Origin of the sequence: Curtobacterium sp. MCLR17_007 (assembly GCF_003234655.2) — a bacterium.
Taxonomy (GTDB): domain Bacteria; phylum Actinomycetota; class Actinomycetes; order Actinomycetales; family Microbacteriaceae; genus Curtobacterium.
On record NZ_CP126271.1, the window covers coordinates 1,480,434 to 1,495,107 of the forward strand.

10 protein-coding genes are annotated in these 14,674 nt (G+C 71.6%); 9 read left to right on the top strand and 1 reads right to left on the bottom strand.

Going from position 1 to position 14,674, the window contains the following annotated elements; genetic code table 11:
• Window positions 1-118: 118 nt before the first annotated feature.
• From DEJ13_RS07015 to holA, 8 genes are all read left to right on the top strand, one after another.
• On the top strand, window positions 119-1,531 hold the full coding sequence (locus tag DEJ13_RS07015; RefSeq protein ID WP_111106780.1) for a cytochrome ubiquinol oxidase subunit I: 1,413 nt from the start codon (window positions 119-121) through the stop codon (window positions 1,529-1,531).
• Between the two features lies 1 nt (window position 1,532).
• Window positions 1,533-2,537, top strand: coding sequence for a cytochrome d ubiquinol oxidase subunit II (cydB, locus tag DEJ13_RS07020; RefSeq protein WP_111106781.1), 1,005 nt, complete (start codon window positions 1,533-1,535; stop codon window positions 2,535-2,537).
• 25 nt (window positions 2,538-2,562) lie between these two features.
• Window positions 2,563-4,263 carry a thiol reductant ABC exporter subunit CydD gene (gene cydD, locus DEJ13_RS07025; protein WP_111106782.1) on the top strand — a complete coding sequence of 567 codons (1,701 nt, stop codon included), beginning with the start codon at window positions 2,563-2,565 and terminating at the stop codon, window positions 4,261-4,263.
• The gene (gene cydC / locus DEJ13_RS07030) at window positions 4,260-5,954 is read left to right on the top strand and encodes a thiol reductant ABC exporter subunit CydC (protein ID WP_111106783.1); all 1,695 of its coding nucleotides are present in this window, start codon (window positions 4,260-4,262) and stop codon (window positions 5,952-5,954) included. The genes cydD and cydC overlap by 4 nt, the downstream gene beginning before the upstream one ends.
• A gap of 97 nt (window positions 5,955-6,051) precedes the next feature.
• A complete protein-coding gene (gene leuS, locus DEJ13_RS07035; protein WP_056125403.1) occupies window positions 6,052-8,607 on the top strand; it encodes a leucine--tRNA ligase in 2,556 nt (851 codons plus the stop codon).
• A gap of 94 nt (window positions 8,608-8,701) precedes the next feature.
• Window positions 8,702-9,415 (top strand): ComEA family DNA-binding protein, encoded by a 714-nt coding sequence (locus DEJ13_RS07040; RefSeq protein ID WP_111106784.1) that lies wholly within the window; start codon window positions 8,702-8,704, stop codon window positions 9,413-9,415.
• Window positions 9,412-11,988, top strand: coding sequence for a ComEC/Rec2 family competence protein (locus DEJ13_RS07045; protein ID WP_111106785.1), 2,577 nt, complete (start codon window positions 9,412-9,414; stop codon window positions 11,986-11,988). Before DEJ13_RS07040 ends, DEJ13_RS07045 begins: the two co-directional genes overlap by 4 nt.
• Window positions 11,901-12,920, top strand: coding sequence for a DNA polymerase III subunit delta (gene holA, locus DEJ13_RS07050; protein ID WP_111106786.1), 1,020 nt, complete (start codon window positions 11,901-11,903; stop codon window positions 12,918-12,920). The genes DEJ13_RS07045 and holA overlap by 88 nt, the downstream gene beginning before the upstream one ends.
• A 102-nt stretch (window positions 12,921-13,022) precedes the next feature.
• On the opposite strand, the gene rpsT is transcribed toward holA, so the two are convergent.
• Window positions 13,023-13,283, bottom strand: a complete 261-nt coding sequence (gene rpsT, locus DEJ13_RS07055) for a 30S ribosomal protein S20 (protein WP_056125396.1) — start codon at window positions 13,281-13,283, stop codon at window positions 13,023-13,025.
• Window positions 13,284-13,474: 191 nt separating this feature from the next.
• Between rpsT and DEJ13_RS07060 the strand changes: the two genes are divergently transcribed.
• Window positions 13,475-14,626: a pyridoxal phosphate-dependent aminotransferase gene (locus DEJ13_RS07060; protein ID WP_111106796.1), complete on the top strand. Its 1,152-nt coding sequence runs from the start codon at window positions 13,475-13,477 to the stop codon at window positions 14,624-14,626.
• Window positions 14,627-14,674 lie beyond the last annotated feature (48 nt).

The following is a 14,674-nucleotide window of genomic DNA, read 5'->3' on the forward strand; positions in this document are numbered from 1 at the left end:
GGTCTCCACTCGGTACCGTTGCAGTGTCCCGAGGACGCGACGAGAACGAAGTGCCCCTCCTACAGGAAGCAACTGACGTGCACCACCTGCGCGCGGCGACCCCGAGCGGAACAGCCGCATGAACGACCTCCTCGATCCCCTGATCCTGTCGCGCTGGCAGTTCGGCCTGACGACGATCTACCACTTCCTCTTCGTCCCGCTCACCATCGGGATGGCCGTCGTCGTCGCCGTGTTCCAGACGGCGTGGTACCGCACGGGCCGGGCCCACTACCTGCAGCTCACGCGGTTCTTCGGCCGCATCTTCCTCATCAACTTCGCGATGGGCGTCGTCACCGGCATCGTGCAGGAGTTCCAGTTCGGGATGAACTGGTCGAACTACTCCCGGTTCGTCGGCGACGTGTTCGGCGCACCGCTCGCGCTCGAGGGCATCCTGGCCTTCTTCTTCGAGGCGGCGTTCATCGGCATCTGGATCTTCGGGTGGGACCGCCTGCCGAAGGGCCTGCACCTGGCGAGCATGTGGTGCGTCAGCGCGGGGACGATCATGTCGGCGTACTTCATCATCGCGGCGAACGCGTTCATGCAGCACCCCGTCGGGTACGAGATCAACCAGGCCAAGGGCCGCGCCGAGCTGACGGACATCTGGGCAGTGCTGACGAACAAGGTCGCGCTGGCGGCCTTCCCGCACACGCTCTTCGCCTGCTTCATGGTGGCGGCCGGCGTGATCATCTCGGTCGCCGCCTGGCACCTGGCGCGCAACCAGAACCTCGAGACGATGATGCCCGCGCTGAAGTTCGGCCTGTGGTTGATGGTCGCGGCCGGAGCGCTCACCGTGCTGACGGGCGACCAGCTCGGACTCACCATGGTCGACACGCAGCCGATGAAGATGGCGGCAGCCGAAGCCCTGTACAACACGGCAACCGGCAAGGACGCCTCGTTCTCGATCTTCACGCTCGGCACCCCGGACGGCGTGCACGAACTGTTCTCGATCCGCGTCCCGTACCTGCTGTCGTTCCTGTCGACGCACACGTTCAGCGGCACTGTCGAGGGCATCAACAACCTGCAGGCCGAGTACAGCCAGGTCTACGGCCCGGGGGACTACAAGCCGGTGATCTGGGTCACCTACTGGTCGTTCCGCTGGATGATCGCCCTGGGCGTGGGCGCCGTGATGGTGTCGCTCGCCGGGCTCTGGCTGACCCGCAAGGGCCGGTTCCCGACGCAACGCTGGGTGTGGCGGATCGCGACGTGGGCCGTCCCGCTGCCGATGGCCGCGATGATCGTCGGCTGGGTCTTCACCGAGATGGGCCGCCAGCCGTGGCTCGTGTTCGGTCTGCTGAAGACCGCCGACGGCGTCTCCCCGAACGTCACCGGGCTCGAGGTACTCATCTCGCTCGTGGTGTTCACGCTCATCTACGGCACCCTGGCGGTGGTCGAGTTCCGGCTCATCAAGAAGGTGGCCCAAGAAGGACCGGCGGCGCCCGCCGAGGTCGACGAAGCGACCGGCGAGGTCAAGCACGAAGTGACGGTGTACTGAGATGGACCTGCCCGTGCTCTGGTTCGCGATCGTCGCGCTGTTCTTCGTCGGCTACTTCGTCCTGGACGGCTTCGACTTCGGCGTCGGCATGGCGCTGCCCTTCCTCGGTCGCGACGACACGGACCGCCGCGTGATGATCAACACGATCGGACCCGTCTGGGACCTCAACGAGACGTGGGTCATCGTGGCCGGTGCGTGCTTGTTCGCGGCGTTCCCGGAGTGGTACGCCACCATGTTCTCCGGGTTCTACCTGGCGCTGCTGCTCATCCTGGCCGCGCTCATCGCCCGCGGGGTGTCGTTCGAGTACCGACACCAGGACAAGCAGCTGTCGTGGAAGCGCCGCTTCGACCTCATGATCATCGTCGGCAGTGCCGTGCCCTCGTTCCTGTGGGGCGTCGCGTTCGGCAACGTCGTGCGGGGCATCCCGATGGACGCCGGACACAACTTCACCGGCACGGTGTTCGACCTGCTCAACCCCTTCGCGCTGCTCACCGGCGTCGCCACGCTGCTGGTGTTCTTCACCCACGGCGTCGTGTTCATCGCGCTCAAGACCGAGGGCGACATCCGCATCCGGGCGAAGCGCCTGGCCACCCGCGCCGGCGTCGTGACGATCGTCGTCGCTGCGGTGTTCCTGGTCGCGATGGCGTTCGTCCGCGCGACGCCGACGTCGCTCGTGCTGTCGGTCGTCGCCGCCCTGGCGCTCGTGCTGGCCGTGCTCTGCAACGCCTGGGGCCGTGAAGGCCGGGCCTTCACCCTGATGGCCGTCACGATCGCCGCGGTCGTGCTGGCGATGTTCACGGCGGTCTTCCCGAACGTGATGCCCGACTCGGTCGACCCCGCGAACAGCCTGACGGTGACGAACGCGAGCAGCGGCACCTACACGCTGACGGTGATGAGCTGGGTGGCGTTGGTCTTCGTGCCGCTCGTGTTCGCCTACCAGGCGTGGACCTACTGGGTCTTCCGCAAGCGGGTCTCCCGTGCACACGTGACCGCCGCTGCTCACTGAGCCACCGACCCCGGGAAGGCACGCCATGAAACCGCTCGACCCGCGTCTGCTCCGCCTGTCGCGGTCCGCGCGCGGCTTCGTCGTGGCCGCCGCCACGACCGGACTGGTCCGGACGGTGGCGACGATCGGCATCGCCTGGGCCGTCGCGGCCGCGGTGACCCAGGTGATCGACGCCGTCGACCGGGGCGTGGTCCCCGAGCGGTTCCCCGCCACCCTCGCGCTGCTCGGCGCGGCCTTCGCCGTGCGGGCGGTCGCGGCGTGGGCGACGGACGACCTGGCCGCCCGTGCAGCTGCGTCGGTCAAGAGCGAGCTCCGGACGACGGTCCTGGCGCGGGCCGCCGAACGCGGCCCCGCCTGGTTGGCCGGGCGATCGAGCGCCGGCTTCGCGACCACGCTCGGCCCCGGGCTCGACGCCCTGGACGCCTACTTCGGCCGGTTCCTGCCGCAGCTGGCACTGACCGCCGTCGCGACGCCCGTGCTGCTGGTCGCGATCGGCCTGAGCGACCGCACCAGCGCACTCATCGTCCTGTGCGCCCTGCCGGTGATCCCCGTGTTCATGGTCCTGATCGGGCTGGCCACCCAGGCGCTGCAGCGGGGTCAGGCCGACGCGCTCGCACGGCTCGGCAGCGCCTGGACCGAGGCCGTCGAGGGACTGGCCACCCTCAAGGTCTTCGGACGCGCACGGCGACAGGTCGGCCGCATCGGCACGGTCACCGACGAGTACCGGCGCGGCACGCTCGGGGTCCTGCGCCTGTCGTTCGTCAGCGGCTTCGCGCTCGAGCTCGCCGCCAGCCTGTCGGTCGCACTCGTCGCGGTCACGATCGGCATCCGGCTCGTCGACGGATCGATGGGCCTGGGCGCGGCGATGTTCGTCCTGGTGCTCGCTCCCGAGGCCTTCGCCCCGATCCGGCAGGTGGGTGCCGACTTCCACGCGGCCCAGGACGGCGCAGAGGCCGCCGGCGCGGTGCTCGACGTCCTCGACGCCGACGATGCGGCGCCGACCGCCACCGACGATGCGGCCCCGACCGCCACCGTCGGTGCGGCGCCGACCGCCACCGTCGGTGCGGCGCCGACCGCCACCGTCGGTGCGGCCGGCGCCGACGCGCTCGTCCTGCGCGGCGTGACGGTCCGTCGCGACGACGTGCGCATCGGTCCCGTCGACCTCGAGGCACCACGCGGGTCGGTCGTCGTGCTGACCGGGGCGAGCGGATCCGGCAAGTCCAGCCTGATCGCCGCGATCCGCGGGGTCCTGCCACACGAGGGCGGGGTCACCGTGCCGGGGCCGGCCGGGTCGACCCGGGCCGACCGGATCGCGTGGGCCGACCAGCGGCCCCGCCTGCTGCGCGGGACGGTCGCGGAGAACGTCGCGCTCAGCGCGACCCCCGACGACGTCGCGGTGCGTTCTGCGCTCGGTGCGGTGGGGCTGGGACTCGACCCGGACCTCCAGGTCGGCTCCGGTGGCACCGGCCTGTCCGGAGGCCAGGCGCAGCGCGTCGCCGTGGCCCGTGCCCTGTACCGGGCCGCGCAGGCAGACACGGCGCTCGTCGTGCTCGACGAGCCGACCTCCGCACTCGACGCCGAGGCCGAGGCGACCGTGCTGACCGCCGTCCGCCGCCTGGCGGACCGGGGCGTCGTCGTCGTCGTCGCGAGCCACCGACCCGCGGTGGTCGCCGCGGCCGACATCCGTGTCGCCGTCGACGCGGCCGTCACCGGAGCGCACGCATGAGCACCACCGAACGGGAGGCCCGGTCCGGCTCCGTCCTGCGACTTGCGACGCCGACGGGGGCCGGGTGGGGACGCGCGGTCGCGGCCGGCGCGCTGAGTGCGCTGTGCGCCGTGGCGCTGTTGGCCGCGAGCGGGTACCTGATCACCCGTGCAGCGGAGCACCCGCCGATCCTGTACCTGACGCTGGTGATGGTCGGGGTGCGCGCGTTCGCGCTCGGCCGGGCCGCGCTTCGTTACCTGGACCGGCTTGCCGGGCACGACGCGTCCTTCCGGCAGCTGGCGGTGGTCCGGACGGCGATGTACCGGCGGCTCGCGTCGGTCGCTCCTGCCGGACTCGGCAGCGCTGGACGGGGCGACCTGCTGACGCGGCTCGTCACGGACATCGACCGGCTGCAGGACCTGCCGATCCGGGTCGTCGGGCCGCTTGTGTCCGCCGGCACGACCGCCGTGCTGTCCGTCGTCGCGGTGGCGGTCGTGTCACCACCGGCGGCGCTCGTCCTGCTCGTGGCGCTGGTCGTGGCGGCGCTCGTCGGTTCGGTCGTGACGGCGTCGATCGCCCGCTCGAGCGACCAGGCGACCGCGGCCGACCGTGGGCGTGTCGCCGACCTGGTGCTCGACACGGTCCGGCTGCTCGACGTGTTCGCCGCGTACGGCACGCTCGACGAGCGCCTCCGCCAGGTCGAGGACCTGGACCGACGGGTGACCCGAGCGGTCCGGCGACGCGGAGCGGTCGAGTCCCTCGTGGGCGCCCTCGTCGGCCTGGCCGGTGGCGGTGCGGTCGTCGGGATCCTCGCCGTCGGTGCACCGCAGGTCGTGTCCGGGGCGCTCGACGGACCGTTGTGGGCGCTGGCGGTGTTCGTCCCCCTGGCGCTGTTCGAGGTCGTCGGCACGGTGCCGATCGCGGTCCTCACCCTGCGCCGTGTGCGCGCGGCGGCCGAGCGGGTCGAGCAGGTCGTCCCGGCGACGCTGCCTGATGGACTCGTCGCCGAGCCGGACGAGCCCGCGTCACCGGCGTCGCTCGTGGTGCACGGTCCGGTGTCCGTCGCGGTGCGGGGGATGCACGTCCGCTGGCCCGGGTCGGCGACCTCCGCGGTCCGGGACGTCTCCTTCGACCTGCACCCCGGCGAGGTCGTGGTGGTCGCGGGTCCGAGCGGCGCGGGCAAGTCCACGCTGGCGCAGGCACTGGTGCGCTTCGTCGACCACGAGGGCAGCTACACGCTCGACGGGGTCGAGGCCCGGTCGATGCACCCCGACGCCGTCCGTGCGCGGATCGGGCTCATCGAGCAGGACCCGTTCGTCTTCGACCAGTCCGTCCGGCAGAACCTGCTGTTCGCGCGCGAGTCCGCGTCGGACGACGAGCTCTTCGCAGTGCTCGACCGCGTCGGGCTCGGTGACTGGGTGTCCCGCCGCGGTGGACTCGACGCCGGGGTGGGCGAGCGCGGCGTCCTGGCGTCCGGCGGTCAGGCGCACCGCCTGGCACTCGCCCGGGCGCTGCTGCACGAGTTCCCCGTGCTGGTGCTCGACGAACCCACGGCGGGCATCGACCCGGACCTCGGGGACCGGGTGCTGCGGGACCTGGTCGGGACGGCCCGTGGCGCAGGGCGCACCGTGGTCGTCGTGTCGCACGTGCCGGTGCCGCCGGAGCTCGTCACGAGGACCCTGCGGATGCGGGACGGCCGCCTGGTCGGGTGAGCCCGCCGTCCGTGCCGGGTGCTCCGGGCTTGTACCCTTGGGGACCGGCGCATGTCTTGCGGACCTGCACCGCGCCTCCAGACCGATTGAGAGTTCCGTGACCACCGAGCAGCACGTCGAGGACCCGAACGCCTACGACTTCCGTCGTATCCAGGACAAGTGGCAGGGCCGCTGGGAAGAGCTCGGGCTCTTCACCACCGACCACGACGACCGCCGTCCCCGGAAGTACATCCTGGAGATGTTCCCGTACCCGTCCGGCGACCTGCACATGGGCCACGCCGAGAACTGGGCGCTCGGCGACTTCGTGGCGCGGTACTGGCGGCAGCAGGGCTTCAACGTGCTGCACCCGATCGGCTGGGACTCGTTCGGGCTGCCCGCCGAGAACGCGGCGATCAAGCGCGGGGTCGACCCCGGGGCCTGGACCTACGCCAACATCGCGCAGCAGAAGGCGTCGTTCAAGCGGTACGCGCCGTCGTTCGACTGGTCGACCGAGATCCACACCTCGGACCCCGAGTACTACAAGTGGAACCAGTGGCTGTTCCTGAAGATGTACGAGAAGGGCCTGGCGTACCGGAAGGACAGCTGGGTCAACTGGGACCCGGTGGACCAGACCGTGCTGGCGAACGAGCAGGTCCTGCCCGACGGCACCTCGGACCGCTCCGGCGCCGTGGTCGTCAAGAAGAAGCTGACGCAGTGGTACTTCGGCATCACGAAGTACGCCGACCGCCTGCTCGACGACCTCAACCAGCTCGAGGGACGGTGGCCGTCGAAGGTCATCGCGATGCAGCGCAACTGGATCGGTCGTTCGGTCGGCGCGGACGTCGACTTCGTCATCGAGGGGCGCGACGAGCCCGTGACGGTGTTCACCACGCGTCCGGACACCATCCACGGCGTGACGTTCCTGGTCGTGGCGCCGGACTCCGACCTGGCGGCGGAGCTCGTCGAGTCCGCCGACGAGTCGGTGCGCACCGCGTTCTCGGACTACCTCGTGGCGACGCAGAAGACCTCCGAGATCGACCGGCAGAACGCGGACCGCCCGAAGACCGGCGTCCCGCTCGACCGGTTCGCGGTCCACCCGCTGACGGGTGAGCGCCTGCCGATCTGGGCTGCCGACTACGTGCTCGCCGACTACGGTCACGGCGCCGTCATGGCGGTGCCCGCGCACGACCAGCGGGACCTCGACTTCGCCCGCACCTTCGACCTGCCGGTGCGTGTCGTCGTCGACACGAACCAGCCGGTGACCGGCGCGATCCCGGTGATCCCCGAGGGCGCGACGCTCGACGACTTCGACGTGCCGACGCTCGACCCGGCATCGACGGGCCAGGCGTTGACCGGCCAGGGGCGGATGATCAACTCCGGCCCGCTCGACGGCATGTCGAAGCAGCACGCGATCACCGCGGCGATCAGGCTCCTCGACGAGCGTGGCACCGGTCGCGCGGCCAAGACCTACCGCCTGCGCGACTGGCTGATCTCGCGCCAGCGGTTCTGGGGCACCCCGATCCCGATCATCCACGGCGAGGACGGCACCGAGCACCCGGTGCCGTTCGACCAGCTGCCGGTCCGCCTGCCGTCCACCGAGGGGCTCGACCTCAAGCCGAAGGGGACGTCGCCGCTCGGTGGCGCCACCGAGTGGGTCAACGTGCCGAACCCGGTCGACGGCACCCCTGCGCTCCGTGACACCGACACGATGGACACGTTCGTCGACTCGTCGTGGTACTTCCTGCGGTTCCTGTCCGCGAACGACGACACGCAGGCCTTCGACCCCGAGCTCGCCCGCAAGTGGGCACCGGTCGACCAGTACATCGGCGGCGTCGAGCACGCGATCCTGCACCTGCTGTACGCGCGCTTCGTGACGAAGGTGCTGTTCGACCTGGGCTACCTCGACTTCACCGAGCCGTTCTCGGCGCTGCTCAACCAGGGCATGGTGCTGTCCGGCGGCTCGAAGATGTCGAAGTCGAAGGGCGGCGTCTCGCTCGGCGACGAGCTCGACGCGCACGGGGTCGACGCCATCCGCCTGGTGATGGGCTTCGCCGGTCCGCCCGAGGACGACATCAACTGGGAGGACGTCTCGCCGGCGGCCTCGGCGCGTTTCCTCGCCCGCGCCTACCGCCTGGCGACCGACGTCACCTCGTCGCCGGACGCCGTGTGGGCCGACGGGGACCGCGCCGTCCGCCAGGTCACCCACCGGTTCCTGGCAGACGCGCCCGGACTGATGGAGTCCTTCAAGTTCAACGTCGTGATCGCGCGGCTGATGGACCTGGTGAACGTGACCCGCAAGGCGATCGACAGCGGCCCCGGCGCCGCGGACCCCGCCGTGCGCGAGGCGACCGAGACCATCGCGCTCGGGCTCAGCGTGTTCGCGCCGTACACCGGCGAGGAGATGTGGGAGCAGCTGGGCCACGACACCACCGTCGCGACGCACGGGTGGCGCAAGGCCGACCCGACGCTGCTCGTGCAGGAGACCCTGACCGCCGTCGTGCAGGTCAACGGCAAGGTGCGCGACTCGTTCGAGGTGTCGAAGTCGATCGAGGCGGACGAGCTCGAGCAGCTCGCGCGGTCGTCGGCGAACGTGCAACGGTACATCGGTGAGCGCGAGGTCGTGAAGGTCATCGTGCGGGCGCCGAAGCTCGTGAACATCGCCATCAAGGGGTAGCGCCGCTCCTCCACATGTCGAGCGTGTTCCTGGCGCTCCACAGTCGCACGTCGAGGAGCCCGGTCTGACGGTCGGGCTCCCTAGCGTTCCCGACATGTCCCGGTTCACCCTCTCGCCGCGTGCGGCGGTCATCCTGGCGGCCGTCGTCGTCGCGGTCGCCCTGGTGGTCGTCGTGCTCGGTGCACGGGGGAGCGGCGCTGCGGGCACGGTGTCCGTGTCGGGCGCCGCGGGGGTCTCCGCCGCGCCGACGGCTCCTCCCACGACCGAGCCCGGCGCCGGGTCCGGTTCCCCGGCCCCCTCGGCGTCGCCGGCACCCGTCGTCGTGCACGTGGTCGGCGCCGTCGGGCGCGCGGGTCTGGTCACGCTGCCCGGTGGCAGCCGGGTCGCGGACGCCCTCGACGCGGCGGGCGGGGCCGGTCCGGACGCTGATCTCGCTCGGGTCAACCTGGCGCGCGCGGTGGTCGACGGGGAACGCCTGTACGTGCCGCGGACGGGGGAGACCGAGATCCCGGCGACCGTGGACGGGGGCAGCGGTGCTGGTGCCGGTACCGGTGCCGGTGGGTCGGCTCCGGGCGCGGGCGGTGCGTCGGCTCCCGGTGCCGGTGGTGGGCCGGGCGACGTCATCGACCTGAACGCCGCTGACCAGACCGCACTCGAGACACTGCCGGGCATCGGCCCGGCGCTCGCGCAGCGCATCCTGGCATGGCGTCAGGAGCACGGCCGTTTCGCATCGGTGCAGGACCTGCTCGAGGTGAACGGCATCGGTGACGCTCGTTTCGCCGAGCTCGAGGACCGGGTGCGGGTGTGAACGTCGCACCGGACCGGTCGGACCTCCGGATCGCCGTCCCTGCAGCGGTCGTGTGGGTCGCGGCAGCGGTCCTCGTCGGGGTCCCGCAGGCAGCCTGGCGGGTGGGTGCGGTCAGCGGTGCGGTGGCGGCGGTCGCGCTCGTGGTCACCGTCGTCCGCGGTGCGGCCCACGGTCGCACGGCCGATCGGATGCCCGTGGCACCCGTGGCACCCGTGGCACCCGTGGCACCCGTGGGGTCCGTGTTCCGGGTGACGGCCGCCCTGCTCGTGACGACCGGACTGCTGGTCGGCCTGGTGGCGGTCGCCGTGGCGGTGGGGGACGCTCGCCGGCGGCCCGCGGCCATCAGTCCTCCGCCGGCCGGTGCCGTTCCGGTCCTCGTCGTCCTCGACCGGGACCTCGCCGCGGCTGACCGGTCGGTGCTCGGCACGCTCCGCTCCGTCGGCGAGTCCGCGGGACTCGACGTGCCGGTGCTGGTCGTCCCGTCGCGCGACGACCAGCGGCACCACACACTCGGCGCCGGTGCCACACTGTCGGGGCCCGCGCAGATCGAGCCCGACGAGCCGGGGTCGTCGACCGCGTTCGTGCTGTTCCTGCGGACTCCGAGCGCGGTCACGGACGCGTCGGGGCTCCTCGGGGTGACGAACGACCTCCGGGCGTCCTTCGCCGCCGTGACCTCCCGGTTGCCGCAGCCGGGCGGCGCACTCCTGCGCGGTCTCGCGATCGGGGACCGCAGTGGTCTCGACCCGACGACCGCGTCGGCGATGGAGACCAGCGCCCTGACGCACCTGACCGCGGTGTCGGGCTCGAACTGCGCCGTCGTCGTCGCCCTGGCGGTGCTGTCGGGTCGCGCGCTCGGCCTCGGGCGGGTCACGCGCGCGGCGTGCGCGGTCGTGCTGTTGCTGGGGTTCGTCGTCCTGGTCCGCCCGGACCCCTCGATCGTCCGGGCGACCGTGATGGCGATCGTCGCGCTCGTCGTGCACCTGGTCGGCAGACCGGTCCGCGGCGTCCCGCTCATCGGTCTCGCAGCCGTCGGCATGCTCGTCGTCGACCCGTGGTCCGCGCGCTCGTTCGCGTTCGGGCTGTCCGTGCTGGCGACCAGCGGGATCGTCGTCCTGGCCCCGCCGCTGACCGCGCTGCTCGGCCGACGGTGCTGGACCCCGGTGGCTGCTGCCCTCGCCGTGCCGATCGCAGCGCAGGTCGCATGCTGGCCGCTGACGATCCCGCTCGCCCCCGCCCTGCCCACGTACGCGGTGCCGGCGAACCTGCTCACCGAGCCGCTCGCGCCCGTGGTCACGGTCCTCGGCCTCGGTTCCTGTCTCCTGGCACCGGTGTGGCCGTGGGGTGCGACCGTCATCGCGGGCATCGCCTGGGTCCCGGCAGCCGCCATCGGGGCCGTTGCCCGCGGGGCCGCGGTGCTGCCGTTCGCGTCGGTGCCCTGGCCGCTCGGCGTGGTCGGTGTCGCCGCGGCCGTCGTGGTCAGCGCCGCGGTCGTCGTCGCCGTCCTCGCCCCCGCGGCGATCCGGTCGCGTGTGCTGCTCGTGGCAGCGGTCGTCGTGGTGATCGGTGTCGCGTCGACCTCGGTGCCGACACTGCTCGTCCGCGCCGGGTTGCCGACGGGCTGGAGCGTCGCGGCGTGCGACGTCGGACAGGGTGATGCGACGCTCCTGCGCAGTGGTGACTCGACCGCGCTCGTGGACGTCGGGGACGACCCGGTCCGGCTCCAGCGCTGCCTCGACCTGCTCGGCGTCCACCACGTCGACCTGCTCGTCCTGACGCACTTCGACCGGGACCACGTCGGAGCCGTGGACACCGTCGCCGGGATCTCCGAGGTCGCACTCGTCGGCCCATCCGGGCGCCCCGCTGACCACGCCGTCGTGCGTGCCCTGGTCGGCGCCGGGGTCGACGTCCGGCGGGCCGACGACCACACCGCTGGGACCCTCGGCGCCCTGGCATGGCGGGTCCTCTGGCCGCGGGCAGGCGACACGACCAGTGGCAACGCGGCGAGCATCGTCGTCACGACCTCGGTCGCGCAGCCCTGCGGGACGTGCGTGCAGGCGACCCTCCTCGGGGACCTCGACGAGCGCGCGCAGCGGCGGTTGCGCGACGCGGTCGAACCGGGACCCGTCGACGTCGTCAAGGTGTCGCACCACGGCTCGTCGGACCAGGACCCGGGACTCTACCGACAGCTCGCGGCGCCGGTCGGGCTCATCGGCGTGGGTGCGGACAACACCTACGGGCATCCGACCTCCCGGGCGCTGGACATGCTCACCGCAGCGGGGACGACGCCCTTCCGGACCGACCGGCAGGGCACGATCGTCGTCCGGCGCGGTGCCGATGGCCCCGAGGTCTGGACCGAGCGACAGGATGCCACCGCTGCCGTTCCGTCAGGATCGGCCGCGTCGGGGCACGTCGTCCCGTCGACGTCGGCGCGGGCCGTGTCGGGGTCGACCCGTAGACTCGGCAGCCGCACCACCGGAAGGACCGCATGCCCGCCAAGAAGCCCGTTCGAGCCGCCGCGAAGATCGACCAGGTCCCGTGGTCGGGCATCCGTCCCGCGCCCGTCGTCCTCGTGACCGGCCCCGAGACGTTCCTGGCGGAGCGCTCGACCGGCATGCTGCGTGACCTGCTCCTCGGCGAAGACCCCGCGCTCGAGGTCCACGACCTCGAAGCCGACCAGTACGCGCCGGGTCTGCTGGCGACCCTCGCCAGTCCGTCCCTGTTCGGCGAACCACGCATGGTCCGCGTCACCAACGTCGAGAAGTGCACCGACGCCTTCATCACCGAGACCATCTCGTACCTCGGCGCCCCGGCCGACGACGTCACCCTCGTCCTGCGGCACGGTGGTGGCGTCCGCGGCAAGAAGCTGCTCGACACGATCCGCAGCGGTGTGGGCGGCGGGATCGAAGTGCAGTGCGACGAACTCAAGCGCGAGACCGACCGCATCGACTTCGTGAACGCCGAGTTCCGCGCCGCGCGGCGCAGGATCGCTCCCTCGGCGGTCCGGACGCTGGTGGCCGCCTTCGCCGACGACCTCGCCGAGCTGGCGGCGGCGTGCCGGCAGCTCCTGGCGGACGAAGCCCAGGAGATCACGGACAAGGTCGTCGACAAGTACTACGGCGGCCGCGTCGAGACCAACGCGTTCAAGGTCGCCGACATCGCGCTCGCGGGTCGGTCCGCGCCGGCGATCGTCGAACTCCGACACGCCCTCGCGACCGGCGAGGCCCCGGTGCCGATCGTCGCCGCCTTCGCCAGCAAGATCCGCACGATGGCCAAGGTCAGCGCGTTCCGCGGGTCGAGCGGACAGGCCGCCTCCGCGCTCGGGCTGGCACCGTGGCAGGTACAGCGTGCGCAGCGCGACGTCGCGGGGTGGAGCGAGTCCGGCCTGGCGAACGCCATCATCAGCATCGCCGAGGCGGACACCGCGGTGAAGGGCGGTTCGCGCGACGCGCACTACGCCCTCGAGGTCATGGTCCGCACCATCGCCCGACGCGGCGAGCCCCGCTGACGCAGGACGGGCCTCCTGACCGGCGCAAGCACCCCACTCAGCGCCCGGAACGACGGAAGCCCCACACCGGAACGGTGCGGGGCTTCCGAGATGGTCAGTGCGTCAGAGCGACGCGACCTTCTTCGCGATGGCCGACTTGCGGTTCGCGGCCTGGTTCTTGTGGATGACGCCCTTGCTCACGGCCTTGTCGAGCTTCTTCGTCGCGGTGACGAGAGCGGCAGCGGCCTTCTCCTTGTCGCCAGCGGTGATGGCTTCGTTGGTGTGGCGGATGAGCGTCTTGAGCTCGGACTTGTAGGCCTTGTTGCGCTCCTGGGCCTTCAGGTTGGTCTTGATGCGCTTCATCTGCGACTTGATGTTCGCCATGTGGTGCTCCTGCTTCGTCTCGTACGGGTGAATGCGACCGCTGGGTAGAGGGGCCCTTGGTCGTCTCGCGTTCCACCCGTGGGCGGGGAACGCGCAAGCCAGCAAGCCACACTACCAGGGCGGAGCGCCGCGGACAACGAGCAGGGGAGCGTGTCACGGACCGGAAACACGGCTCCGTTACCGTGATCGGCATGCCGTCCCTCGCACCTCGGATCGAGACCGTCCCCGCCTCCGGCATCCGCCGCGTCTTCGAGCAGGCGGCGCTCCTGCAGGCCGGCGGCGAGGACGTCACGATGCTCGTGATCGGGGAGCCCGACGTCCCCGTGGCGACGCACATCGGCGACGCGGCACGACGCGCCTGGACGGAGGACCACACCGGCTACACGCCGAACGGCGGCATCGCGCCGCTGCGTCGCGCGATCCAGGAGAAGCTCCTGCGCGAGAACCGCATGGCCGCCGACCTCGAGCAGATCTGGGTGACGGTCGGCGCGACGCAGGCGCTCTTCCAGGCCATGACGCTCGTGCTCAGCCCGGGCGACGAGGTGCTCGTGCCGGATCCCGGGTACACGACCTTCACGATGAACGCGCACATCCTCGGGGCGACGCCGGTGCCGTACCGCCTCGAACCGCAGCACGGGTTCGAGCCCGACCTCGAGGCCCTCGAAGCCAGCGTCACCGAGCACACCCGCGCGATCGTGGTCAACTCGCCCTCGAACCCGCTCGGGTCGGTCTTCGGTGAAGCGACCCTGCGCGAGGTGCTGGCGCTCGCCCGGAGGCACGACCTCTGGGTGGTCTCCGACGAGGTGTACGAGTACTTCACCCACGACGTCCGGCACGTGAGCCCGGCTGCGCTCGACGAGGACGACCGCGTCTTCACGGCCTTCTCGCTGAGCAAGACGTACGCCATGACCGGAGCCCGGGTCGGGTACCTGGTCACACCGAAGGGTCTCGGCCCCACGATGCGCACGACCCAGGAAGCGATGATCAGCTGCGTCGCCGAACCGGACCAGTACGCGGCGCTGGCGGCCATCGTGGGCGACCACTCTGCCGTCCGGGACGCCCGCGAGCACTACCGCGAGAACCTCAGGGTGGCGACGGAGGTCCTCGACGCCGCAGGCATCCGGTACAACGACCCGCGCGGGGCGTTCTACCTGTGGATCGACGTCTCGCACGCGACGGACGGCGACGTCGCCGAGTGGGCGCTCGCCTTCCTGCAGCGCGAGAAGGTCGCCGTGGCGCCGGGGAGCGCGTTCGGCCGGACGGGCGAGGGGTGGATCCGGGTCTGTCTGGCCGCGACGCCCGACGACCTGCGTCGCGGGCTCGGTGCGCTGCCGAGGAAGTGAGGAAGGTGAACAACATGTAGTATTCCGGATACTACTTCCGAAGGGTCT

Bases quoted from the DNA above. Each gene is read 5' to 3' on its own strand.
- DEJ13_RS07015 (WP_111106780.1), top strand. From the start codon at position 119: ATGAACGACCTCCTCGATCCCCTGATCCTGTCGCGCTGGCAGTTCGGC.
- cydB (WP_111106781.1), top strand. From the start codon at position 1,533: ATGGACCTGCCCGTGCTCTGGTTCGCGATCGTCGCGCTGTTCTTCGTC.
- cydD (WP_111106782.1), top strand. From the start codon at position 2,563: ATGAAACCGCTCGACCCGCGTCTGCTCCGCCTGTCGCGGTCCGCGCGC.
- cydC (WP_111106783.1), top strand. From the start codon at position 4,260: ATGAGCACCACCGAACGGGAGGCCCGGTCCGGCTCCGTCCTGCGACTT.
- DEJ13_RS07040 (WP_111106784.1), top strand. From the start codon at position 8,702: ATGTCCCGGTTCACCCTCTCGCCGCGTGCGGCGGTCATCCTGGCGGCC.
- holA (WP_111106786.1), top strand. From the start codon at position 11,901: ATGCCCGCCAAGAAGCCCGTTCGAGCCGCCGCGAAGATCGACCAGGTC.
- rpsT (WP_056125396.1), bottom strand. From the start codon at position 13,283: ATGGCGAACATCAAGTCGCAGATGAAGCGCATCAAGACCAACCTGAAG.
- DEJ13_RS07060 (WP_111106796.1), top strand. From the start codon at position 13,475: ATGCCGTCCCTCGCACCTCGGATCGAGACCGTCCCCGCCTCCGGCATC.